General features: G+C 46.1%; 23 protein-coding genes. 14 read left to right on the top strand and 9 right to left on the bottom strand.

Annotated elements, in window-relative coordinates:
* Positions 1 to 739: 739 nt before the first annotated feature.
* The 4 genes from R7093_RS22590 to hemC are packed head-to-tail and all read right to left on the bottom strand — an operon-like array spanning position 740 to position 4,819.
* Positions 740 to 1,921: a heme biosynthesis protein HemY gene (locus R7093_RS22590; protein ID WP_238844169.1), complete on the bottom strand. Its 1,182-nt coding sequence runs from the start codon at positions 1,919 to 1,921 to the stop codon at positions 740 to 742.
* Positions 1,921 to 3,132, bottom strand: a complete 1,212-nt coding sequence (locus R7093_RS22585) for a uroporphyrinogen-III C-methyltransferase (protein WP_005378751.1) — start codon at positions 3,130 to 3,132, stop codon at positions 1,921 to 1,923. The genes R7093_RS22590 and R7093_RS22585 overlap by 1 nt, the downstream gene beginning before the upstream one ends.
* Before the next feature lie 17 nt (positions 3,133 to 3,149).
* Positions 3,150 to 3,878: a uroporphyrinogen-III synthase gene (locus R7093_RS22580; protein ID WP_005383386.1), complete on the bottom strand. Its 729-nt coding sequence runs from the start codon at positions 3,876 to 3,878 to the stop codon at positions 3,150 to 3,152.
* Between the two features lie 2 nt (positions 3,879 to 3,880).
* The gene (hemC, locus tag R7093_RS22575; protein WP_005383388.1) at positions 3,881 to 4,819 is read right to left on the bottom strand and encodes a hydroxymethylbilane synthase; all 939 of its coding nucleotides are present in this window, start codon (positions 4,817 to 4,819) and stop codon (positions 3,881 to 3,883) included.
* 346 nt (positions 4,820 to 5,165) lie between these two features.
* Between hemC and R7093_RS22570 the strand changes: the two genes are divergently transcribed.
* Positions 5,166 to 7,694, top strand: a complete 2,529-nt coding sequence (locus R7093_RS22570) for a class I adenylate cyclase (RefSeq protein ID WP_053350817.1) — start codon at positions 5,166 to 5,168, stop codon at positions 7,692 to 7,694.
* Between the two features lie 69 nt (positions 7,695 to 7,763).
* Here the strand turns inward: R7093_RS22570 and cyaY are convergent, their stop codons facing one another.
* The gene (cyaY, locus tag R7093_RS22565; RefSeq protein WP_005383391.1) at positions 7,764 to 8,078 is read right to left on the bottom strand and encodes an iron donor protein CyaY; all 315 of its coding nucleotides are present in this window, start codon (positions 8,076 to 8,078) and stop codon (positions 7,764 to 7,766) included.
* 74 nt (positions 8,079 to 8,152) lie between these two features.
* On the opposite strand from cyaY, the gene lptM reads away from it, so the two are divergent.
* The 7 genes from lptM (at position 8,153) to R7093_RS22530 (ending at position 15,398) form a co-directional block, all read left to right on the top strand.
* Complete coding sequence (lptM, locus tag R7093_RS28685; RefSeq protein WP_005378746.1) at positions 8,153 to 8,269, top strand: LPS translocon maturation chaperone LptM; 117 nt, start codon at positions 8,153 to 8,155, stop codon at positions 8,267 to 8,269.
* A gap of 61 nt (positions 8,270 to 8,330) precedes the next feature.
* Positions 8,331 to 9,584: a diaminopimelate decarboxylase gene (gene lysA, locus R7093_RS22555; protein WP_005378745.1), complete on the top strand. Its 1,254-nt coding sequence runs from the start codon at positions 8,331 to 8,333 to the stop codon at positions 9,582 to 9,584.
* 10 nt (positions 9,585 to 9,594) lie between these two features.
* Positions 9,595 to 10,425: a diaminopimelate epimerase gene (gene dapF, locus R7093_RS22550; RefSeq protein WP_005378744.1), complete on the top strand. Its 831-nt coding sequence runs from the start codon at positions 9,595 to 9,597 to the stop codon at positions 10,423 to 10,425.
* Positions 10,419 to 11,150, top strand: a complete 732-nt coding sequence (locus tag R7093_RS22545) for a DUF484 family protein (RefSeq protein WP_213971082.1) — start codon at positions 10,419 to 10,421, stop codon at positions 11,148 to 11,150. The genes dapF and R7093_RS22545 overlap by 7 nt, the downstream gene beginning before the upstream one ends.
* A complete protein-coding gene (xerC, locus tag R7093_RS22540) occupies positions 11,116 to 12,048 on the top strand; it encodes a tyrosine recombinase XerC (protein ID WP_005378742.1) in 933 nt (310 codons plus the stop codon). The genes R7093_RS22545 and xerC overlap by 35 nt, the downstream gene beginning before the upstream one ends.
* Positions 12,049 to 12,056: 8 nt before the next feature.
* Positions 12,057 to 12,773 carry a 5-amino-6-(5-phospho-D-ribitylamino)uracil phosphatase YigB gene (gene yigB / locus R7093_RS22535; protein ID WP_053350826.1) on the top strand — a complete coding sequence of 239 codons (717 nt, stop codon included), beginning with the start codon at positions 12,057 to 12,059 and terminating at the stop codon, positions 12,771 to 12,773.
* Between the two features lie 138 nt (positions 12,774 to 12,911).
* A complete protein-coding gene (locus R7093_RS22530) occupies positions 12,912 to 15,398 on the top strand; it encodes an EAL domain-containing protein (RefSeq protein WP_005383644.1) in 2,487 nt (828 codons plus the stop codon).
* A gap of 83 nt (positions 15,399 to 15,481) precedes the next feature.
* Here R7093_RS22530 and R7093_RS22525 read toward each other — a convergent pair whose 3' ends face one another.
* Both R7093_RS22525 and R7093_RS22520 read right to left on the bottom strand, forming a co-directional pair.
* On the bottom strand, positions 15,482 to 16,078 hold the full coding sequence (locus tag R7093_RS22525; protein ID WP_033907272.1) for a tRNA-uridine aminocarboxypropyltransferase: 597 nt from the start codon (positions 16,076 to 16,078) through the stop codon (positions 15,482 to 15,484).
* Positions 16,078 to 17,628, bottom strand: a complete 1,551-nt coding sequence (locus tag R7093_RS22520; RefSeq protein WP_318146818.1) for a hypothetical protein — start codon at positions 17,626 to 17,628, stop codon at positions 16,078 to 16,080. Before R7093_RS22520 ends, R7093_RS22525 begins: the two co-directional genes overlap by 1 nt.
* Before the next feature lie 47 nt (positions 17,629 to 17,675).
* On the opposite strand from R7093_RS22520, the gene R7093_RS22515 reads away from it, so the two are divergent.
* Positions 17,676 to 18,146, top strand: coding sequence for an EVE domain-containing protein (locus tag R7093_RS22515; RefSeq protein ID WP_318146817.1), 471 nt, complete (start codon positions 17,676 to 17,678; stop codon positions 18,144 to 18,146).
* Between the two features lie 50 nt (positions 18,147 to 18,196).
* On the opposite strand, the gene R7093_RS22510 is transcribed toward R7093_RS22515, so the two are convergent.
* Both R7093_RS22510 and R7093_RS22505 read right to left on the bottom strand, forming a co-directional pair.
* Entirely contained in the window at positions 18,197 to 19,021 is an 825-nt protein-coding gene (locus tag R7093_RS22510) for a Cof-type HAD-IIB family hydrolase (protein ID WP_318146816.1), read from the bottom strand.
* A gap of 244 nt (positions 19,022 to 19,265) precedes the next feature.
* Positions 19,266 to 20,276, bottom strand: a complete 1,011-nt coding sequence (locus tag R7093_RS22505) for an alpha/beta fold hydrolase (protein WP_318146815.1) — start codon at positions 20,274 to 20,276, stop codon at positions 19,266 to 19,268.
* Between the two features lie 65 nt (positions 20,277 to 20,341).
* On the opposite strand from R7093_RS22505, the gene rhtB reads away from it, so the two are divergent.
* The 5 genes from rhtB (at position 20,342) to R7093_RS22480 (ending at position 24,236) form a co-directional block, all read left to right on the top strand.
* A complete protein-coding gene (gene rhtB, locus R7093_RS22500; protein WP_318146814.1) occupies positions 20,342 to 20,959 on the top strand; it encodes a homoserine/homoserine lactone efflux protein in 618 nt (205 codons plus the stop codon).
* A gap of 24 nt (positions 20,960 to 20,983) precedes the next feature.
* On the top strand, positions 20,984 to 22,195 hold the full coding sequence (locus R7093_RS22495) for an EAL and HDOD domain-containing protein (protein WP_318146813.1): 1,212 nt from the start codon (positions 20,984 to 20,986) through the stop codon (positions 22,193 to 22,195).
* Between the two features lie 154 nt (positions 22,196 to 22,349).
* Positions 22,350 to 22,685, top strand: coding sequence for a metalloregulator ArsR/SmtB family transcription factor (locus R7093_RS22490; RefSeq protein WP_005378730.1), 336 nt, complete (start codon positions 22,350 to 22,352; stop codon positions 22,683 to 22,685).
* A 42-nt stretch (positions 22,686 to 22,727) separates the two neighbouring features.
* On the top strand, positions 22,728 to 23,729 hold the full coding sequence (locus R7093_RS22485; RefSeq protein ID WP_005383630.1) for an ArsJ-associated glyceraldehyde-3-phosphate dehydrogenase: 1,002 nt from the start codon (positions 22,728 to 22,730) through the stop codon (positions 23,727 to 23,729).
* A gap of 12 nt (positions 23,730 to 23,741) precedes the next feature.
* Positions 23,742 to 24,236 carry a cyclin-dependent kinase inhibitor 3 family protein gene (locus R7093_RS22480; RefSeq protein ID WP_005383629.1) on the top strand — a complete coding sequence of 165 codons (495 nt, stop codon included), beginning with the start codon at positions 23,742 to 23,744 and terminating at the stop codon, positions 24,234 to 24,236.
* Positions 24,237 to 24,328 lie beyond the last annotated feature (92 nt).

The following is a 24,328-nucleotide window of genomic DNA, read 5'->3' as shown; positions in this document are numbered from 1 at the left end:
GGTTGAAAGCACCGGTCTTGAAAACCGGCATACGTTAATAGCGTATCTAGGGTTCAAATCCCTATCTCTCCGCCACTATTAAGAAGCCTCGCTAGAAATAGCGAGGTTTTTTTCATTTCCGCACATCTTTATTACTCTATCTATGCTTGCCAAAAATCAATTCCATATGCGATCTACTTTTCGACAAAGTAATATTGGTATCGGTATTGGTTGTGACGTTTTGATTTTTGCTAAGAAGTGCAGTTGCCTCTAACGCTGTTCATCCTCATCACTGCATGCTGTCCCGATAAGGTTGTTGGAGATTGTTGAACCATATATTGCCTTATTGTTCTCTTAAAGCACTACCATTGCTTCTCTAGCCCCTTTTACGGGATAGACCGAACAAATAAGCATACTCAAATAGTCACTGTTTCACTGATGTATCTTTTTGTTTTACTCAGTCTAGCGACGCGCGTGCTCTATTGCCTAAATCTAGCTACGTCTTAAAACCATACTTCTACAGGCTAAAGTTACGTATTCCTGCATCTTTTAAAATTGTTTTGGATTCTGCTGGAATGACAGGATCAGAGTGGTCAAAAGAGAAAAGGAAAGTGAAACGATAGTGAGTTGCTAGGAAGTTGAGAACTACTTGGGAGCCAATGAATTGGATAAACATATTGATGACTAAGGACTAAAGGGTTAATAGCAGGCAATAAAAAAGCCGACAGGTAAGCTGTCGGCTTAGTTAGGTCATCTTAAGTTAGTCATTCTGGACGAGCGTGAGAGCTTTACGAGAGACTTCGTGAGCCGCTTTCGTTAGGTTTTGCTTCTCTAGTGTGTCTGCTAGGTAAGCATAGTCAGAAACGTCTGAGCGAAGTTTTAGCGCAACCTCGAAGTGCTCTTGCGCTTCTTGCCATTTTTCTTGGCGGAAGAAGAAGTGCGCTAATGCACTTTGTGCCGCTGCGTTTTCTGGTTCACGCTTCAAGACACCTTCCAAGAATACGATGACTGGGTGACTATCCGGTAGGTTTAGTTCAGGGAGTAACTGGTACAGCTCTGGTGTTGGGCTTTTCTTAAGTGCTTCTTTGATTACTGTGAATGCTTCGTTATCTGCTTTACGTGAGATGAGCTCGTGAGCAAAACAACCGATCAAATGAGCGTCTTGCTTTACCTTACGTGGCAAACCATTCCAGTGTGAGATAAGACCTTCGCTGCCTTGCTGCTGAGCCACTTCGTGTAGCAAGCCGCATTGTGCTTTCTGAACCAGCTCCGCTTGCTCTTCTTCCGTAACCAGTTTGGCTTTGCTTAGCTGAGGCATCAGATCGATCAGCGGTTGCCACAGCTTAAGCTGCATGTAAGTGGTCTTTAGCAGGTTAAGAACAATTGAGTTATTCGCGTACTGACCTTTCAGCGCTTGCAGAGTATCGAATGCAGATTCGAATTCGTTATCACGAATAAACTGTTTTGCACGAGTCAGTTCTACTGCGAGATGGGCGTTCTCTTGTTGGCTCGCTAGCTCTAGATAGTGATCTCGTTTTGCTTTATCACCTTGGCCTTGTGCGGCTTCAGACGCAACCAAGTAGCAAAGCAGCGGCATATCGTGATGATTTGCCCAGCGAGTTACTTTCTTCTCAGCACCTTTCCAGTCACCTTCTAGCAGTTTAATAATGCCTTCATTGGTGTATCGGCGGGAATGGCGCATTTTGCGAACACTGAAGTAGTTCCATGTTGTAGAACTAGCATAAACTAACTTCTTAATCAGGTACTCAAGCAGAAAAAGACCTGCGAGTGTAGCGATAACGAAAACCACTAATGTCGTTACGCTCATCTCAATCGTTTTCTCGGCAATGGAGATGAGTACATAGCCTTGCTGACCAGAAAACTGGGTGCCAACAAATAGTCCTGCGCCTAGTACAACAAATAGGAAAATAAGACGAAACATTACTTATCCTCCATGCCTGTCATCGTTGTGACTTCACGACGTAGGCGTTCACGAATGACATCTGATAGTTGAGACTGACTTTGCAGTTTCGTTGGGTATTCCACTTGAATATTTTGCTGACTTAGTAGGTTAACCGTTTTGTTGAACTCTTTAACGGAATTATCGTCTTGGTTGAAGAAAGCTAATGCCCATTTGTCTGCTGTTTTTAGAGACGTGGTGTAAATTTCACCTTGCTCTTGGTACACCGCTTTTATTGCCGTTTCCAATTTGGCTTTGATGTTTTCTTTCAGGTAAAAGTGTTGCTCAGGAGAAAGCAGTGGAATGACGTTACCATCGCGCGTGCGGAAGGTAATGAAGTTTTCTGAAAAGTCCTTCAAAGAGGTCATTAAGTTATCTTGCCAGTTTGCGATATCTTCAGACACTTCAGTGTTTTCTACGGCTTCAGCTTCAGGTAGCAGTGCATTGGCGAGAGGGAGCTTGTCTACTTGCTGTTGTAGGGCAGTTAAGCGTAGTACCAATCCATCACGGTCAATTAGCGGGATAGTGCGAAGTTTGGTGATATCGTTCGCCATTGCTTTACGTAGTTTGACGAGGCTAGGGTCATTCAGTGCTGCAATGCGTTGGTCTGCACTTTCCATCAGTTGAGTCGCGCTTTCTACATCGTGCTCTAAGAACAATTTACGACCAGCTAATTTGACAAGGTAATCGGCTTCCGCTAATAGCCAGTCGTTTGGTCGACGACCTTTCACATCGGCAACGGCGAGCTGTAAGCTTTCAATGCTCTTCTGTTGCTGTCCAAGTACCACTTCCGCTTTGTGTGTCACGGTTGTTGCTTTCTCGATGGTTTCTTCTTGTACCCGGCTGAGTTCTTGCTTCATGGAAGCTTGAGTGCTTTCTAGCTGACTTTTTAGTTGTGCGATCTGCGCTTGGTAATCGGCTTGCTGTTGATGCAGCTTGTACGCGAGGCCACCGCCAAAAATAATCGATAAGATGATAGCGACCGTGCCTAGTTTGACACCGCGTTTACCTTGTTTTTCTTCAAACTCGACTTTGGTTGGCTCTGCTGTTTTTGGGGGCTCGGCCGCTTGTGGTTGCTCTTTTTTAAGGTCCGCATCCTGCTGCGATGTGGTTTTTTCGACTAGCGGTGCCGATGAGGTTTCTTCGGAAAGGTTTTTATCGTTATTTTTTTGGTCGTTATTTTTACTTGTCATGCCTATATCCTGTGTAGCTAGGGCTGGAGAGCCGCCAGTAATTCTTGGTTGGATGCGCTTCCCGTGCATCTCACGCGAGTGAACCCCCTTTGAATTGCGATGTCAGCGATACGCTGACTGGGGATATACAACTCTTGTTGATTAAGCCAAGTCAATTGCTCCGACGTCAATTGGCTGCACAAATAATCCAGTTGTTCACCACTGGTGACAATAATCTGGTTAATTTGTAGGTTTTTCCATAGTGAGATACAGCTTACTGGATCGAATGGGATGAATTCTCTCTTGTAAGTCTCACTATAGTGAACTTTTGCGCCACGCCTCACCAATGCATCTTTGATCAGCTCTCTTCCGCCGTTACCACGAAGGATAAGAACTTGTTGTTGTGCCACATTGTTGAGCTCTGGCAGTCGCAATAAGTGTTCACTATCACTGACTTGGGGATAGTGTACTTTCTGTTGGGTACATTTGCTTAAATAGTGTGCTGTTTTTTGACCAACGGCAAGGTAAATAGCTTGTTTCGGCCATGACATCCCGTTGCTGGCTAAGATTTGCTGTGCGCATTGCACTGCATGTCGACTAACAGCGATAACAATTTGAGCTTGATGTAGATGTTTAGAGAGGTGCGTGTCCGTGAGATCGGCGACAATGTCGATCAGAGGATGGTGATATGCGGAAATGCCGTGCCTTTCGAGCAGAGAGCAAAGCGCGTTGCCTTGCTCTCCCGGCCGAGTGACCAACACTGCCATGGTTATTCGTGATCTGCGTACAGCTTAGTTAGGATTTCACGAGCGCCGTTATCTAGCAGCTCATTGGCTAGCTGCACTCCTAATGCTTCGCCATCTTTACGATGGCCACGAATTTCACCACGCACAATTTCGCTGCCATCTGGTTCGCCAACTAATGCGCGTAGCCAAATGTTGTCGCCGTCTAGCAGGGCATAGCTGCCGATAGGTACCTGACAGCCGCCTTCTAGCGTAAGGTTCATTGCGCGCTCACACAAAACGCGGTCTACGGTGTCTTGGTGGTTAAGTGGCTCAAGCAGCTTAAGCAGTCTTTCATCGTCAAGGCGGCACTCAATACCGACAGCACCTTGCCCTACCGCTGGTAGTGATTGCTCTGGTTCGATAAAGCTACGAATGCGTTCTTCAAGCTTCAATCGTTTGAGGCCAGCCGCAGCAAGAATGATTGCATCATACTCACCCGCATCTAACTTACCAAGGCGAGTGCCCACATTACCGCGAAGCTCTTTGATGATGATGTCCGGACGATATTCTTTCAGTTGGCATTGACGGCGCAAACTGCAAGTACCAACCACGGCACCTTGAGGGAGCTCATCAATGTGGCTATAGGTATTAGAGACGAAGGCATCACGAGGATCTTCACGCTCACAAATGGTCACGAGGCCAAGGCCTTCTGGGAAATCGACGGGTACGTCTTTCATTGAGTGAACGGCGAGGTCTGCACGTCCTTCTAGCATCGCGATTTCAAGCTCTTTTACGAACAAGCCTTTGCCGCCAACTTTTGCTAGTGGTGTATCTAAAATCACGTCACCTTTGGTCACCATGGTTACTAACTCGACTTCCAAGCCAGGGTGAGCGGCTTGAAGGGCGTCTTTAACAAAGTAAGCTTGCCATAAAGCAAGAGGGCTTTTTCGAGTTGCAATGCGAATCGGTGTGGATTGTGTCATGATCTTCTCAATGCTGTTTGGATTTGGGTTTATCCTACCATTCTCATCAAGAAATGCTTACTGTTAGTTCGTTATCTCTGAAGGCTATGAATGGAATTACATGACGTTATGAAAATAGTGTGACTGGATTCTCAATTAGACTAAGGACTATTATTAGTAATAGGTAATAAGAGCGACACTACCGCGCGATTAATTTTGTGACTAAAGTATGGTTTTGTATCCAGAGTGATACGCGGGCGTGAAGCTTTACCCGCACCAATAAAAGTGTTAAATTGATCACGTTTTTAAGCCATTTTGGTTTAAAACGTCAGCAGATTTTCGTGATTGTTCAACCAAGGAATTCCCCTTGCAGGCTTACACCCAAAAAATCATCCAGCGACTAGATAATTTGAATCAGCAGCGAGTTGATCGCGCGCTGGCGCTTATGGATTCGCAAAGCCAGCAAGTCTTCCACTTGATTCCTGCCTTGTTGAACTACAACCATCCTGTAATTCCTGGCTATTATGATGCCGATGTCCCGTTTGGTGTGCATGGGCTTGAACTAAATAGCATTCAGCAACAATTCATAGATGATATTCAACTTGCCATTGGTCAGCCGCTCAAGACGGTAGAAAAGCCCGCTATATTGGGTTTGTACACCATGGGCAGTACCTCCTCGATTGGTCAAAGTACTTCCAGTGATTTGGATATTTGGGTGTGTATCTCACCAGAGATGGATTGTGACGAACGCGAGTTATTGACCAATAAATGCTTACTCATCACGGATTGGGCACAAAGCAAAGGCGTGGAAGCGAACTTTTTCTTAATGGATAAAGAGCGCTTTAGAAGCAATCATTCTGAGGAGATGACAGGTGATAACTGTGGTTCATCTCAGCACTTACTTTTGCTAGATGAATTCTATCGTAGTGCGGTGCGTATTGCCGGACAGCGTTTGTTATGGCAAATCGTGCCGCCAGAAATGGAAGAGTGTTACGACGAGTACGTTTCTCAACTGTGCAGTGATGGTTACATCGACTGTAGTGAATGGATCGACTTTGGTAAATTGAACTGCATTCCTGCTGAAGAATACTTCGGCTCGAACTTGTGGCAGTTATACAAAAGCATCGACTCTCCCTACAAATCGGTATTAAAAGCCATCTTGCTAGAAGCTTACTCGTGGGAATACCCGCATACTCAATTGTTAAGCATCGACACTAAACGTCGTTTCTTTGCCCATGAGCCTGATCTCTATGGCATGGATGCGTACTACTTAATGTTGGAAAAAGTAACCCGTTACTTAGAGCGAATTCAAGACGATACACGTTTGGATTTGGTGCGTCGCTGTTTCTATCTCAAAACCCATGAAAAATTATCTCGTGAGCCGAATGTTGGCTCAGTAGCTTGGCGTCGTGAAGCGCTGAGCGATATGATTGCAAAATGGAATTGGGATGCCAGTGTCGTTGCAGAGCTCGATGACCGTCGTAATTGGAAGGTTGAACAAGTGAAGGTGGTACATCATGCATTGCTGGATGCGTTGATGCAAAGCTACCGTAACTTGATTCAATTTGCGCGTCGTAACGACATCACTTCTGCTATCAGTCCGCAAGACATCAGTATTTTGGCCCGTAAACTTTACGCGGCTTTTGAAGTATTGCCGGGCAAAGTAACGTTACTAAACCCACAGATTTCACCTGATCTGCACGAGCCTGACTTGAGCTTTATCGAAGTGAAAAAAGGGGGAGTGAACAAGTCTGGTTGGTACCTCTATAAACAACCACTTATTGCGCACCGCATTTTGGGGCAACCCTATCTAGAGCATCATGAATACTTGAGTAAGTTGGTTGCTTGGGCATTCTTCAATGGCTTGATCACTGAATCGACTCGTTTACATGCCGTGGTACGTGAAGCGCAGCTAGATATTGATAAGTTTTACCAAATGGTGAGTGACTTACGAAATACTTTTGCGTTGCGTAAGCGTCGTCCATCTATGCAGGCGCTAGCGAGTCCTTGTGAAATAAGCCAGCTTGCGATGTTCATCAACTTTGAAAATGATCCGACGTCTGAACTTTCTGGTCGTTCGTTGAAAGTGGATGTTAAGAACACCGATATTTTTAGCTTTGGTCCAGAACATAAAAATTTAGTCGGCAGTGTTGACCTTGTTTACCGTAATTCTTGGCATGAAGTGCGTACGCTGCATTTCAAAGGGGAAACGGCGATGCTGGATGCACTGAAAACCATTTTGGGCAAAATGCACCAAGATGCGTTGCCACCAGAATCAGTGGATGTGTTCTGCTATGCGAAGAACATGCGTGGTGTGATGCGCAATATGGTTTACCAGCTTTTAGCTGAATGTATCGACTTACGCTTGAAACCAGTAGAGCAAGAGAAACGCCGCCGCTTTAAAGCGATGCGTCTTGGTAACCAGACTTATGGGTTGTTCTTTGAACGTCGTGGTGTGTCGGTGCAGAAGCTAGAAAATTCCATCGATTTCTACCGCAGCATTTCTACTAACAAACTCAAAGGCTCGCCGCTGTTAATGCTCGATCGTGAGCAAGAATATCAAATGCCTGAAGCGGTGGATGGGTTTGCCAGTGAAGGTCTAGTACAGTTCTTCTTTGAAGATAACGAAGATGGCTTCAATATTTATGTTTTGGATGAGTCAAATCAAGTGGAAGTGTATCACCAATTTAGTGGCTCCAAAGATGAAATGATTTCGTCTGTAAACAGCTTCTACACGTCGGTAAAAGACGATAGTCGCGTCGCGTCTAAGTTTATTAACTTTAACCTGCCTCAGTACTATCAAATTATTCACCCTGAAGAGGGGAATGCGTATATCATTCCTTACCGTAATGACGGTTGTTCACCGAGTCGCCCGACCAAAACTGTGAACGCGTAATTAAACCCGTATCAATAAACAAAAAGAGCACTTCGGTGCTCTTTTTGTTTTGGTGACGATTGACCAGAATTATGCCCAATCAATGGCTTCGCCTGCGTGCTTTTCACATTCTTGCTTCACCATTTCAAATAGCTCCATACCCGTTTTTGAGCAGGTCCATTTACCTTCAATAAGTTTGAAGTGGAAACCACCAGATTTGGACGCTAGCCAGATCTCATGCATCGGCTCTTGGCGATTAATGATGATTTGGCTGCGGTCTTCAAATTCCAATGTCATTACGTTGCCAGTGACTTCGTAATCAATGTCTGCGCCTGAATCATCGATGGATTCTTCGATGATTTGCATCTGCGCATCCACCAGTTGATGAAATTCAGTATCGTTCATCCGTCTATCCTATTGCTTTTCCTGAGTGTGGTGCGATTATAGGGGGCATTGATTCAATAATCACGATATGCGAAATGAAAAAATTAGTTACTGTGTTGTTTGTGATGGTTGCCGCGACCTTAGCGGGGTGTGGTCAGTCTGGCTCACTATACATTCCAGATGACACTCAACAGAATGAGCAATCACAATAAATAACCGCACCTTAGGGTGAAATTAGGGTTCAGCAGTCGAATAAAATAAGGGAAGCGAATTTTGGATTACTTCAACTATCAGGATGATGGCCAGCTTTGGGCCGAAGACGTCCCACTTCAAGCTCTTGCAGAGCAATATGGCACTCCTCTTTATGTATATTCTCGAGCCACGCTAGAGCGCCATTGGAAGGCGTTTGATAGTGCTGTGGGTCAGCATCCTCACCTGGTTTGCTACGCGGTGAAAGCCAACTCAAACTTAGGCGTATTGAACACGCTAGCGCGTTTGGGATCGGGTTTTGACATCGTGTCGGGTGGTGAACTTGAGCGTGTGATTGCCGCAGGCGGTGATCCGAAAAAAGTCGTTTTCTCTGGTGTTGGTAAAACACCGGCAGAGATGAAGCGCGCTCTTGAGCTAGGTATCAAATGTTTCAACGTTGAATCTGAGCCAGAGCTAGAACGTTTGAACAAGGTTGCGGGTGAGCTTGGTGTGATTGCGCCAATTTCTCTGCGTATCAATCCAGATGTCGACGCGAAAACACACCCTTACATTTCGACTGGTCTTCGCGACAATAAATTCGGCATTGCGTTTGATCGTGCGCCAGATGTTTATAAATTCGCGCAAAGCCTGCCGAACTTGAATGTGCAAGGTATCGACTGCCACATTGGTTCTCAGCTGACCAATATAGACCCATTTATCGACGCGACAGACCGTTTATTAGCCCTGATTGATGATTTAAAAGCGCAAGGCATTAACATTCGTCACCTTGACGTCGGCGGTGGTTTGGGTGTGGTCTATCGTGATGAATTACCACCTCAGCCTTCTGATTACGCCAAAGCGTTACTAGGCCGTCTTGAAAATCACCAAGACTTGGAGCTGATCTTTGAGCCAGGCCGTGCAATTGCTGCGAACGCAGGTATATTGCTAACGCGTGTTGAGTTTTTAAAACATACTGAGCATAAAAACTTTGCGATTATCGACGCTGCAATGAACGACTTGATGCGTCCTGCGCTATACCAAGCATGGCAAGATATTGTGCCAGTTTCACCGCGAAAGGGTGAAGCTCAGACTTACGACTTGGTTGGTCCTATTTGTGAAACCGGCGACTTCTTGGGTAAAGATCGCGCACTCGTTTTGCAAGAAGGTGATCTACTCGCGGTTCGTTCAGCAGGTGCCTATGGTTTTGTGATGTCTTCGAACTACAATACTCGTACCCGAGCAGCAGAAGTGATGGTGGACGGTAAACAAAGCCACTTAGTTCGCCAGCGTGAGGAGCTGACCAGTTTGTGGCAGCTGGAACAGATTCTACCGGAGTAACACACAACAAATGCATTTCCACTTTTCCAAAATGCACGGTTTGGGCAACGACTTCATGGTCGTCGACTGTATTACCCAGAACGTGTTTTTCTCGCAAGACCTGATCCGCCGCTTGGCGGATCGTCATACTGGCGTTGGTTTTGACCAATTGCTTGTGGTAGAGGCCCCTTACGACCCTGAAACCGACTTCCATTATCGGATTTTTAATGCCGATGGTAGTGAAGTTGAACAGTGTGGTAACGGTGCACGCTGTTTTGCCCGCTTTGTTCGCTTGAAGGGGCTGACCAATAAATACAGCATCAGCGTGAGCACCAAGAAAGGAAAGATGATTCTCAACATCGAAGATGATGGGGAAGTGACGGTCAACATGGGCGTGCCAGAGTTTGAACCGAACAAAATTCCTTTCAAAGCGAAGCAAAAAGAGAAAACTTACATCATGCGAGCAGGCGACAATACCTTGTTTTGTGGTGCTGTGAGCATGGGTAACCCGCACGTAGTGACCGTGGTCGACGATGTGGATACGGCAGAAGTGGAAACTCTCGGTCCGCTGCTTGAGTCGCATGAGCGTTTCCCAGAGCGCGTCAACGCTGGCTTTATGCAGGTGATGAGTCGTGACCATATTCGTCTTCGAGTTTACGAGCGAGGCGCAGGAGAGACACAAGCTTGTGGTAGTGGTGCATGCGCGGCAGTCGCGGTTGGGATTCTGCAGGGCTTGTTGGATGAAAACGTTAAGGTTTCTCTACCTGGTGGTGAATTGCGAATTGCATGGCAAGGTCCTGGCAAGCCGTTGTTTATGACCGGACCTACAACGCATGTATTTGATGGTCAATTATCTTGCTAGTTGAAGAAAAAGGAAACGGTTTGTCTCAAGTAGAAGCAGATGCCTTAACGGCTGAAGTAGTGGCCGAGTACCTCAAAGATCATCCAGACTTTTTTGTGCAACGTCCGGAGCTTGTGGATCGTTTATCTTTCCCACACTCAGACTTAGGCGCGGTATCTTTGGTGCACATCCAAATGAATCGTCAACGTCAGCGCATTGAAGAGTTAGAGGAAGAGATCACTACACTAATGTCGCTTGCGGCGAACAATGATCGCACCTTTTACGAATTTATGGATTTGCAGGCGCAGATTCTAAAGTGTGGTGACTTTAAACAAGTCATTCATTCTATCGAAGAGAAAGCCAAAGCATTGGGCTTACGTGCGTTTGTTCGATTGTTTAGTCAATGCGACGCATCGATTCAATTGAGTAAGGAAAGTTATCAACGCTTTGCGACCACTCACTTAAATGGCAAAGATGCGTACTTAGGACGTCTTCGCAAAGTGGATCGTGAAGCTTTGTTTGGCAACATGGAAGTGCCGGAAATGGGGTCCTATGTGGTACTGCCGCTCGTGAAACAGCAAACACTGGGCGTGCTTGCTTTTTCTAGTGAAGATGGCGGCCATTTTCAGCCAGATATGGATACCTTGTTTTTGCGTCACCTATCATTAGTAGTGGCACATCTCGCTCAAACACTGGTATGGCAAAGTTACGATGACGACAACTCCCAACACTCCTCTGCCAAATAGTCTGCAAAAGCCTCTTGAGCGCTTCTATGAATTCTTACGAAGCGAAAAGGGGCTTAGCCTACATACTCAGCGCAATTACAAACAGCAGCTAGAAACAATGGCGCAGCACTTAGCTGAAATGGGGCTCAAAGATTGGTCTCAAGTGGATGCTGGTTGGGTGCGCCAATTAGCAGGTAAGGGCATGCGAGAAGGCATGAAAGCCAGCAGTTTGGCAACGCGCCTCTCATCGCTGCGTAGCTTTTTCGATTTCCTTATTCTGCGTGGCGAGATGTCGGCTAACCCAGCCAAAGGGGTTTCAGCACCTCGCAAAAAACGCCCGTTGCCCAAAAACCTCGATGTTGACGAAGTGAGCCAATTACTTGAAGTCAACGAGGACGACCCGCTGGCTGTGCGCGATCGCGCCATGATGGAGCTGATGTATGGCGCCGGCTTACGTTTGGCTGAACTGGTGGGTGTGGATGTACGTGACGTACAACTGCGTAGTGGTGAGCTTCGTGTTATTGGTAAAGGCGATAAAGAACGTAAAGTGCCGTTCTCTGGGATGGCAACCGAGTGGGTCGGGAAGTGGTTACGCGTTCGTGGTGATTTAGCCGCTCCAGGTGAGCCCGCCTTGTTTGTATCTAAGCTTGGAACGCGTATTTCGCATCGTAGCGTGCAAAAGCGCATGGCTGAATGGGGGCAGAAACAGTCTGTCGCAAGCCATATTAGTCCGCATAAATTGCGTCACTCATTTGCGACACATATGCTCGAATCAAGCAATAACTTACGTGCGGTGCAGGAGCTTTTAGGGCACGAGAACATTTCGACGACCCAAATCTACACGCACTTGGATTTCCAACATTTGGCGCAAGCCTACGACCAAGCCCACCCACGCGCACGCAAAAAGAACGGGGAGTGAGCCGAAGTATGAAATTTTATCGCCGTATCGAGCCTATTAAGGCAATGACCTTTGACCTAGATGATACCCTCTATGACAACTATCCTGTGATCGTTCGCATGGAGCGTGAGTTGCTATCTTGGCTCAAGCACCATCATCCAGCGGTTGCTCATATGAACAAAGCGGATTGGTTTGCTCTCAAACAGCGAGTTGTGCAGCAACAACCCGAGCTGAAGAGCGATGTCACTTTATGGCGTTTAGTGCAACTTCAGCAAGCCTTCTCCCAAGTAGGCTACGACGAAGACGCAGCACATGCCGCCGCGAAAGCCGCAGTAGACGTTGCGTTGGACTGGCGTAACCGTTTTGAAGTGCCGCAGCAAAGCCTCGATGTACTGGAGGAACTCGCGCAGCACATCCCGTTGGTAGCAATCACCAACGGTAATGTGGATTTAGACCGCATCGGTCTTACGCCTTATTTCCAACAGGTACTTAAAGCAGGACCAGATGGATTGGCGAAACCCGCAACCGATATGTTTACTAAAGCGAAGCGATTCTTGGATATTCCTGCGGAGAATATTCTGCATGTCGGTGATCATCTAACCACGGATGTGCATGGTGCAAAGTTGGCTGGTTTTGCAGCCTGTTGGTTTAATGATATGAATAAAAATGTCATTAACCATTCAAAAACACGTACTTTACCTGATATTGAAATCAATAGTTTGCAGCCGTTACTCACACTTTTTTAATTGCTTTCGCATTAATCCATTCTAATCTCATTTTGTGTCTAGAAAAGCAGCGCAAAGCCACGTAAATTATTCTCTATTAAATAAAAATAGTAACGCCACACGTCGTGGTGAAGATAGTGTTACGGCAGTGGTAGGTCCATGCGAGCTTTTTCAAAACTGGTTCACGATGTCAGTCAACTGAATGACTTTTTAGTCACTTTTCCGACTTCCTCAGATAAACAATATTTAGTACAAATATTGTCGACGCAATCGCGCGAAATTACGACCACACTTGCAGACGCCGTTTTGTCGTCGCTGCCGAATGCTCATGTTATGGGGCATAGTACGCGTAATGTGATTCTGGAAGGGGAGATATTTACCTCTGGTTGCCTAGTGAGTGTGATTGAATTTGAGCAAACCACGCTGACTTCTGCGGTACAAACATACTCTTACTCCCCTGACATTGATGGCGGGGAGCTCAAGCGCTCTCTTCTAATGCAGCATAATTCACAGGTGATCCTCAGCTTTGCTGTGCAAATTGAACGACGTGACTATCCCTTGTTTCAAACCTTCGCCAGTGAAGAAGTCGTGATTTCTGGAGGGTTGGCGCAGAGTATTGACGATGGCTGCTGGGTGCTATATCAAAACCGAGTTTACGATAATGCCGTGGTTGCCGTAGCTTTGCACAGTGATACTTTGAAGCTATGGACTGATGCGTATTCGGAATGGAACCCGATTGGCATGCCACACAAAGTCACTCATGCAAAAGGAACGCGCTTGTATTGTTTAGGTGAGAAGAAAGCGCTGGACGTATACAAGCGTTACTTGGCGGATGGCCATGACGTGACGCTGAGTCAACTGCTCAGCTTTCCTTTGTATCGAGAAAGCTTAGGGCGAAAGGAAGTTTGTACGGTAACGGAGCTACACGCTGATGGCAGTATGAGCTTCGACAGGCCCTGGTGTCTTGGTGACGAAGTGCAATTTTGCTATAACCATCCCTCGTTAACGCTCGAGCAAGTGCGGCATGGTGTGGTTGAGTTAGCCATGCACCAACCTGAAGTCGTGATGATTTTTAACTGCGCGTCACGGTTAGACTTTATTGACAGCAGCGACGAAGTCCAAGCCTTCAAAGATATTGCGACGACGTTTGGTAGTTACTGTATGGGGGAGCTGCATGGTGGTATTGGTCAGCCCGAAATTCTTCATCACAGCCTGACGTATTTAGCGATGCGAGAGGGAGACGAAGTGCAAACATTGAACTTGCCTAAGTCGCCCGTTAGCTCCTCTATTTCACCGCTGTTTAGCTTGATTCGAAATGCGATCGGCGATCTCAACCATATGAACGCGCATATGGGATATCAACTCGATCGCCAAACGCGCAAGTTACAAGAAAGCTATCGACGCGACAGTCGCACGGGATTACAAAACCGGGTCGCATTGCAAGAGCGGCTGAGTAACATCGATTTGGATGAGCATTTGTTGACTCTAAAGCTACTTAACTTTAGTCATATCAACGAAAAATACGGCTACCGAGTGGGAGATCAATTACTCAAAGATCTCTCAATGCACTTTACGAATCGACTACGAAAGCGTTTCGGCATGCCAACGGCTTTGCAGCTTTATAGTATTGGGGTTGGTGAATGGGCGTTCATATTTAAAGCTGATCAAAGCAGCGAGACCATCAAACAGCACTTTACGCGTTTTGCTGACGCGGTAGAACAAACTAATTTTGAGCCAATTGGCCTACGTGAAATAGATTATCTTTCTATCTCGCTATGCGGCGGCTTAGTGAGTCGTCGAGACTTTCCATCCGCTTCAGTAGATGAGCTCTTACTCAAAGGCATCGAAGCGAGACGCTCCGGTGTACGCAGTAATACTCATATCTGTAATGCGAAAGATATTGAAGTCAGTGAGGATGTGCGTAAAGAGCAACTTGGATGGCTAAGTTGCGTCAGTAGAGCCATTCTCAAACAGAATATCATCACTTATAGCCAACCTATTGTGCATGCGGGTAGCCACAAATTGGCAAGCCAAGAATGTTTGGTTCGTATTCTGGAAGCCGATGGGACGGTGATTGCGCCAGGGCGTTTTCTGCCAATTATCTCTGATACGCATCTTTACACTCGACTAAGTCGGCATATGATTCATTCTACGTTGCATTATATGCGAGATAAGCAAGGTGACTTTTCTATAAACTTATCGCCGCAAGATTTGCTCAGTGATAAAACTTTAATGCTTTTAGAGCATGAAATTAGCCAGCTAAATGACCCAAGGCGAATTGGTTTAGAAGTGCTGGAATCTGAGCAGATCAAAGACTACGGCCGAATGATAGAAGTGTGCAGTCATTTTAGAAGCTTAGGGGCGCGTATCATTGTTGATGACTTTGGGTCCGGTTATTCGAATATCGATGAAATCCTAAAGTTGGAGCCAGAAGTCATAAAGCTCGATGGCAGCTTGATTCGTGATATTGATAAAGACTTAAAACAGCGCAAGATCGCTTCCCAGTTGGTGCGTTTGTGCCAGGTGTTTAACGCGGAGACGGTGGCGGAGTTCGTCCACAATCAGGAGGTGTGTACCATTGCACAAGACATGGGGGTGGATTATTTGCAGGGTTACTATCTTGGCGAGCCGACTCGACTGTTTTAATGATGTTTCACGTGAAACTTCTTGTCGTAAAAAACGCAGCGTAGGCTGCGTTTTTTGTTTGGTTCTTCTACTGAGCTTAATGGTTAACGCTTAAGAGCGTGTCCACTCTTTTCAGCTTGGAACAGAGCGAGGTAATGGGCAAAAAAGCGCTGCATTTGTTGTTGGTTGTTTTGTTCTCCAAGTTGCCCGAGCAAATGTGCAGCGACTTCAAACGTACACAAATTACCTTGTTGTTGGTTGCGTCGCAGCTGATATTGTGAGTCCGCCGACGCAGACAATCCCATCGTAGGGATACCTTCTAACCAACGGCTCTTATTGATCATCTTGCGCGCCTCTTGCCAGGTGGCATCTAAAATAATAAACAGCGGAGTTTTGGTTTGTTGCTGGCTTTGGAGTACCACATGTTCGAGTGTGATACTTTCTTCACAGGGGAAGAGCAACACCGGATACCGCGACGGATCAGCTAATAGAGTGAGCAATTCTGCTGGTGGCTGTTTGCGATCCCAGATTACTCGCTCAATGTTGAGTTGGCACTGCTCTAGTAGCTGGCCGGTATTAGTATCACGCTTCAGTTCATTCGGATGCATTAACAGCAGGATGTTGTGCTCACTGTTAAGTTTCGGCATTAGCGAGCACATACAATTGAATTGAAAACCGCAGGTTGGACACGGTTGTGACATTACAGACGAACTCCTTCGCGCACCGGGCTTATCCCATCAGAGAACAGACGCACACCACTGACTTGGTTCGGCGTTGCCGTTGGCGCCATGCTTGGGTTGAGTGGGTAGCTAACCCCAGTGTATTGCATCACGTGTTGAGCCGCTTTAGCTCCGCCACCGCTGACATTAAAAATCAGATCTCGCCAACCATGAGAGGTTTGTTGGCCGAGCATAATCGGGCTTTGCACTAGTGTAATGCGGCTATTAAAGCGCCATTCCTTTTCGTGATGTTCAAATATCAGCAATGTACAGCCTCCGGAACCACACCAATCCAACTGTACCAATAGCTCTTCGTTACCATCGCTGTTGAGGTCGTAAGTTAGCCAACGGTATTGGTTATTGTTGGGGTTGGTTTGATGGATAAAGAAGTAGTTGCGCACCACGGCATCTACTTTTGAATCAAACTCTGCACTAGAAGGGACGTCAGCACTACCGATGGGGTTGTTGGTGCGTTTTTCGGCTGGTTGCATGATGCCTTCATCACGAACGGTGGCAGGATAAAGGACTAAACCACCATCGGCGATTGGGTATACTAAGTTACCGACTTTTTCTTTGGTAGCTTTGAGCTGATTGCCTTCTCGAGTAAACAGTCGCTCTGACATCAGTCTTTGCTGTTGATGATGCGTCATGACAACTTGAACCTGAGACGGACTTAACTGTTGCCAGTAACCACGCTCGATTAATGGTGCTTGTCCATTGGCGTAACGGTATTTTGTTGTGGCGCTGTGGTCTGGGTTTAAGGTCATTTGTACTTCAAAACCTTGTGATTGAGTTGAGGTCGCGACATAGGTATTAGCCCAGCCAAGCGTTGCATCGACGTTTGCAGCCATACCACAACCTTGATACGTCTCGCCATCATGTTTTAGTGTTGCTTTCCAGCCATACAAAGAATCGCTCATTGTGTCTGAGCAGAGGTTTTCTGTTAAGCGAAGCTCACCATCTTGTAGTTGATAAGTGCGCTGGCGAGGTTGAAGCTGACTGCTTTTAATCGCTAATTTTGTGGTTTGTTTGCCGATTTGCTGGAATGTTAGTCCATTAGCCTCAAAGCTTGCCGACCAAGAAGGCTCATTACCAAACACGCGAGTTGGTTTGTTTGGTTGCTGACAACGGTTTGGATTTTCCGTTGTGAGGAAGTTCACTTGCTCCACGACAAAGTTAGCATCGAAATCAGCAGAAAACCCATCGATGCCCGGTGGGTTGAGGTGGCCGATGACCTCGCCATACATGGTCTGGTAAGGCTCGTTATTTAACTGAATTGCTCGTTGCATTTGCTGTGGTGATAGTTGCAACCAATATTGCTTGTCGCTGCCACAAGGCATGATGTATTGGCTCTCGTGACCGACGATCACTTTTCCGCGTAGCATAAAAGTTTGAGGTTGAATGGTTTCAGGCTTATCTAAGGTTGCTGGTGGAGAGGTTGGGTCAGCAGCACCAGATTGTGGCGGCTGTGAACTACATGCTTGCAGAACCAGCAGGGTGGCAAGCGCCACTGGGTTTTTCAAAGCCTTCATGTTATATCTTCCTCATTATTGTTACTCAATCGGCATCGGATGGCATTATGGCATATTGGTTATTTAAAACTGAACCAGATACCTTTTCTATTGACACGCTTCGAACCCAAAAGGTTTCATGTTGGGAGGGAGTTCGTAATTATCAGGCGCGCAATATGATGCGTGACCAAGTGAAGGTGGGCGATTTAGTCCTGATTTACCACTCTTCTTGTAAACATGTTGGCGTGGCAGGTATTGCTAAAGTTGTGAGAGAAGCCTATCCCGATCATTTCCAATTCGATCCCGAAAGCGATTATTACGATCCAAAGTCAGACCCAGACAACCCGCGTTGGATTATGGTGGATGTCGAGTTTGTACGTAAAACGGCGCGAGTGATTCCGTTGTCGGTGATGAAAGCGATGCCAGAACTTGAGAGCATGCCGTTGGTGAAACGTGGAAATCGCTTGTCGATTATGCCCGTGACAGAAGAAGAATGGGACGCGATTCTTGGCAAAGAGAAGCTGCCAAGTCAGCGATAAAAGAGAAGGGCTGCGAATGTGCAGCCCTTCATTATTTGGAGTATTGAAGCTTACAGCAAGTGTTCTTGTAGGTAGTGTGCAACCGCATCTTCTGCATTGCTGCCAATTACTTCATTATTTGGTAGAGCTTTCATCACTTTTTCGTGTGATGTACCCATAACTAGCCCTTTACCTGCCATCGACAGCATTTCTACGTCATTCATGCCATCACCAAATGCTACGCAGTTTTCTAACGTGAGGTCGAGTTTTTTCGCTACCGCTTCAAGAGCATGACCTTTAGACACGCCAGCGCTCATTACTTCCAAACACCAAGGCGTTGAAAATGCGATGTTCAGCTTATCACCAAACTGCTCACGTAGTTTGTTTTCAAATACGACCAAACGTTCGTGGTCTTCTCCTGGATGCGTGAAGAAAACTTTCGCAATACCGTCAGTTGGGGCTTGGTCTTCATCAAATAAGACGTAAGTGAATTCATCGTGGAAGTCACGTAACGTTTCATCATCCTTGTTCATCAACCAGCTATCATTTTGATATATGTGAATAAGTATTTCTTGATCATGTTTGATCGTGTCGATCACGCCTTGTACCAGTTCCGCAGGGACATTCTCGCTGTACATTAGCTGATCTTCCTGGTCATGTACTCGGGCACCGTTCGACGTGATCATATAAGCTGGAATGCCAACTTGGCGACGGATGCTCGCAACGTCTACGTGGTGACGGCCGGTTGCAAAGACAAAGGTATAACCCTTTTCATGCAGCGCTTTTAGCGTCTCTTTTGAGTAAGCACTGAGCTGATGGTTTGGTGCGAGTAACGTGCCATCCAGATCAGAGGCAACGATTTTGGTGATCTCTTTGCAAGGTAGCGATGTGCTCATGAAGTCCTCGTAAACGGTTTGGATAGTGTGGAACAGGTGAATTGCAAACGGAGTACAGCAGACTGACTAGATCGTACTGCTCCGAATGCGGGGGAACTTGGGCTCATAGCACTATGCGGTTAAACACAGTGTCAAAGTAGCCAAGTTCAAGCAGTGTACGCCAAAATGAGGATGAAAAAGAGGGTAAATCGATGTGTAGACATTTCCTCTTTAATCTTAGTCGTGAAATGGTCGCCTAGAGTTCTTATTGTGCTTGTTCGTTTGATGGCGATTGAGGGTCATTCATAAAGCGGAAAATTGCATCGAGCGCTTGATTACGATACTTGTCGGTCTCGAACAAGATTTCATGCTGTGCGCCTTCGATAGAAAGCAGATCCGCGTGCGGGTTGGTTTTCCGCAATTTATCAATAAAACGCTTTTGCGCGAGATTGCTAACAATCCGATCGTTTCCGGCTTGGATTAGGATGACTGGTATTTTGACTTGGCGAGTTAATAAAAAGCACTGCTTAGCGGCCATGAGCCCTTGCCAAACCCAGCGAGTGCTTGGCCCACCGACTTGCAGTTCCGGTTTTTCCGTATATAGGTTTCGGAACCATTGGTAGCGGCCGTAACTTTGGCTAAGTGGGTTATCTTCAAAGGGCTTAGGGAAGTAGGCCTGATGTCCTGGTGCATAGCGTGGCAAAGTCGATACCGCTGACATAATTTGTGTGACCGGAATCGCTATTGGTGATAGGTACCATGGCAGGTTAATGCCAAACATGGGCGCACTTAGAATCAAACCAGTAAAAGGGTGTTCTGGGTGAGTTTGCAGGTAACGTGTGGCGATCGCGCCGCCCATAGAGTGCGCGATGATGAAGCATTGTTGATATTCGCTAAGGTCGTGTTTTTTTACGACGATGTCCATATCATCAATATAATCAGTAAAGTCATAGACGTGACCCATATCTGAGTCAGATAATAAACGATCTGATAAACCTTGACCGCGGTGGTCAAAGGAATAGACATCGAAACCTTGGCGGTAGAGATCGTAAAACAGCTCTTGGTATTTCCAGGAAGACTCAATGCGTCCATTTACGATGAGCACGGCTTTTTTATGCTCTGGGTTGGTTAGCTTGCACCAGTAAATGTTCTTTTTCTCAGTCCCTTTAACAAAGCCCTCTTGGCGAGTTTGCCAAAGTGCTGCGATCGGACCACCAATTGCTTGCTCAAATAATGTCTCTTGAGTATAAGTCAAAGGTGAATGGTTAGTCGCCATTAGTTGATTACCTGAAGATACGTTGTTTACGCGATGTATCATCGAAGAATTAGTGAGGAAATGCAATGGATACCCATGTCTGGTTAGCTTATGTAGTAACAGCAATCGTTTTTAGTTTGGCTCCGGGCTCTGGCACGGTGAACTCAATCAGTAATGGTTTGAGTTACGGTACCCGTAAATCACTGGGTGCCATTATTGGCTTACAAATTGGTTTAGTTATTCACATCGCGCTGGTGGGGGCGGGTATTGGTGCGCTTGTCGCGCAGTCAGCAACCGCATTTTCTGTCATTAAATGGGTTGGTGCCGCTTATCTGGTTTGGCTGGGGGTTCAGAAATGGCGCGACACATCAAGCTTAGCCGCAGCTGAAAACCACAACGAGATGTCAGGCACGGCGCTGTTGTACAAGGCAGTGTTGATTAACCTCACCAACCCTAAATCGATTGTTTTTCTGGTGGCGTTGTTCCCGCAGTTTATTGACCCGGCAAAAGACCAAATCACGCAACTGTTGGTGCTTGGCGTCACTACGGTCGTGATTGATGCGTGTGTAATGTTGGGTTACACGAGCTTGGCAGCACAAATGGGACGCTTTATTCGCTCCGATAAAATCATGGGAAAAATAAACAAAGTATTCGGTTCAATGTTCATGGGTTGTGGTGCATTATTAGCAGCTGCAAAGTCATAAGCCATTTATAGGTCCTTCTTTAGCATGAATACAACGTATGTCGCTCGCCAGCCGATCTTTAACCGAAAAAGACAGACGCTGGGTTATGAATTGTTGTTTCGAGACGGGGAGAGTAACGCATACCCTTCACATATTGGTTCAAATCGAGCGACATACCGACTGATTGTCGAAAACTTCCTATCGCTGGGTACTAACCCAGTGATTGCCTCTTCTAGATGCTTTATTAACTTTCCTCATCAAAGCTTGGTGCGACGTTTGCCGAAAAACAAAATTGTCATCGAAGTGTTGGAAACGTGCCAACCTACGGATGAGCTTCTTGATGCGATTCGTGAGTTTTATCGAGAAGGTTACTTGATCGCTTTGGATGACTTCACCCTAACACCAGAATGGCGCCGTTTTTTGCCATATGTGCATATTGTGAAGCTCGACATTATGGCGATGGGACTCGAAAAGGCCTGTGAACTGGTCAAAACACACCTTGCCAAACGCGTCAAATACCACTTTTTAGCAGAACGTGTTGAAACCGCAGAAGAGTTTGAGCAAGCGAAAGCGGCTGGCTTTAAATTTTTCCAAGGTTATTTTTTTAGCAAGCCACTCGTCTCGCAGACTAAATACGTCAGTCCTGAGCAAGTGTTGGCATTGCAACTGTTTCGTGAAGTTTGTGCTCCTGAGCCTGACTTTACTCGTATCGAGTCCGTCATTACGCAAGATGTCGCGTTGTCGTATAAATTATTGCGTTTTGTAAATACGCAAGCGCCGAATTTGGCTGTCGAAATCAGCTCTTTTCGTCAGGCATTGATTTATCTTGGCCAGGATAACCTTAAGCAGTTTGTCTCTTTGGTTGTGGCATCGTATATCTCCAGTAACAAGCCTCGAGAGCTGTATCACCTTTCATTGCAACGAGCTCAATTTTGCCAATTGATGTCGCGCTATCAGCCATTCTCTCACCTCAACGAGCAAGGTTTCATGGTTGGTTTGCTGTCGATTCTAGATGCGCTGCTGGATCTTTCGGTGGAATCTTTAGTTAGGCAGTTACCGCTTAGTCATTCAGTACAACAAGCGCTATTACATCGCAAAGGGGTTTATGGTGCACTTATTTCCCTCGAAGAGTGCTACGAGCGTGCCGATTGGTCAGGGGTTGAAAAAATCACGATGCAATTGGGGTTGCCTTTAGAGGAAGTGAAGCTCTCCTTAGGTGAAGCGGCTCGCTGGAGTCAAAGCATCGCGACTGCATAATTTCTTGTCTTATCTTTTATCTCTTTGAATCTCTCTCTTTACAATCAAGCTGTTCGTTAGATGTGAAACTTTTATGACGATGGACGGTTTCCTCTTGACGATATATCTTAATTAAATAAACATATACGCATATCCATATATAGGTATATTCATTATGCTTCCACATCAGTTTTTTAAGCTGTTATCCGATGAAACACGCGTACGTTGTTTAATGCTCGTGGCCCGTGAAGGTGAAACTTGCGTTGGTGATTTGGCGTTTGCTCTACAAGAGAGCCAGCCGAAAGTTTCTCGTCATCTTGCTCAGTTACGATCCAGTGGCATCTTGGTGGATAAACGCCAAGGGCAATGGGTGTATTACGAGTTATCACAGCAATTACCAGGTTGGATGCGAAAGTTAATTGAAGACTTAGTGGCATCAAACTGTTTGAAGCAGGAATACCAAGACGACATCACACGCTTACACGATAAAAGTCGTGAGGCTTGCTGTTAACAGCGAATAGAGATTCAAGGTAGAAGATTAGAGGGTAAAACTATGACAATTAAAGTAGGAATTAATGGCTTTGGCCGAATTGGTCGCTTAGCGCTGCGAGCGGCATTTGATTGGCCAGAATTGGAGTTTGTGTTAATCAACGATGTCGCAGGTGACGCCGCTACGCTTGGTCACTTATTAGAATTCGATTCAGTGCAAGGTCGTTGGCATCATGGAGTTCAGGTCGAAGGCAGTGAGCTCGTCATCAACGGCAAGCGTGTCGCCACGACTCAACAACGCGATATCGATGCGGTGAACTGGTCTGATTGTGATGTTGTGATTGAAGCGACAGGCGTACATCGCAAAACATCATTCCTAAACAAATACCTAGAGCAAGGCGTGAAACGTGTCGTGGTAAGCGCACCTGTGAAAGAAGAAGGTATTGCGAACATTGTGGTGGGCGTGAACGACCATATTTTCGACCCTGAAAAACATCGTATCGTGACAGCAGCTTCGTGTACGACTAACTGTATCGCACCTGTGGTTAAAGTCATTCATGAGAAATTGGGTATCGAACAATCTTCTTTTACGACCATTCACGACCTGACGAATACGCAAACTATTTTGGATGCGCCACACAAAGATCTACGCCGTGCAAGAGCATGCGGCATGAGCCTTATCCCGACCACGACGGGGAGCGCGAAGGCGATTGTCGAAATTTTCCCAGAATTAAAAGACAAAATTAATGGTCATGCGGTTCGCGTACCTCTAGCAAACGCATCGTTAACAGACATCATTTTTGATGTGAAGCGTGATACCACAGCAGAAGAAGTGAATGCACTGTTAAAAGAAGCATCTGAAGGTGATTTGAAAGGCATCCTTGGCTTCGAAGAGCGTCCTTTAGTTTCTATCGATTATAAAGGCGACCAACGTTCAACCATCGTTGATGCGCAATCAACCATGGTTGTGGGTTCTCGTATGGTTAAGATTTACGCTTGGTACGATAACGAAATGGGTTATGCAACGCGCACAGCAGAGCTGGTTCGTAACGTTGGTTTGGCTTAAAAGGGGGTCACAATGTCTCATCCTACATGGCAATTAGATTTGGACTCCGGTGCTTTAATCTTAACACCGTGCCCAGGAACGAAAGGTGTCGATTTGCATGCGTCGTTAGAACAGTTGAAAGAGCAGGGTGTTCAAGCGGTCGTTACTGCATTAGATGATAGTGAATTAGCTGCGAAGAATGTCTCTGCATTGGGTGAAGCCACTCAGCAACTGGGTATGAAATGGTTCCAGATCGAGATTGAAGACGACTGCGCACCAAATGAAGAATTTGCGACGAAGTGGCAACAAGCCAGTCCGGAACTGCACGCGATTCTTGCTCAAGGTGGCAAAGTTGCGATGCATTGCATGGGTGGTTCGGGGCGCACAGGTTTGTTCGCTGCTCACCTACTCCTAGAAAAGGAATGGCAGTTAGAAGATATCGTGCGAGAAGTGCAGGCATTGCGCCCTGGTGCATTTACAAAACCTGTGCAAGTTGAGTACATCGAACGTGTGGCTCAAGACGCTTGATCAGCTTAAATAGCTTTTGGTTCATCATGATCCAAAAGCTAAATTCGAGCTTCTTCAGGATACGACTGTTTACAAAAAATGCCATTAATATT

It is taken from the genome of Vibrio sp. 1580 (assembly GCF_033340055.1).
The sequence above is the reverse complement of the archived record's forward strand: the minus strand, read 5'-3'. Positions and strand labels throughout refer to the sequence as shown.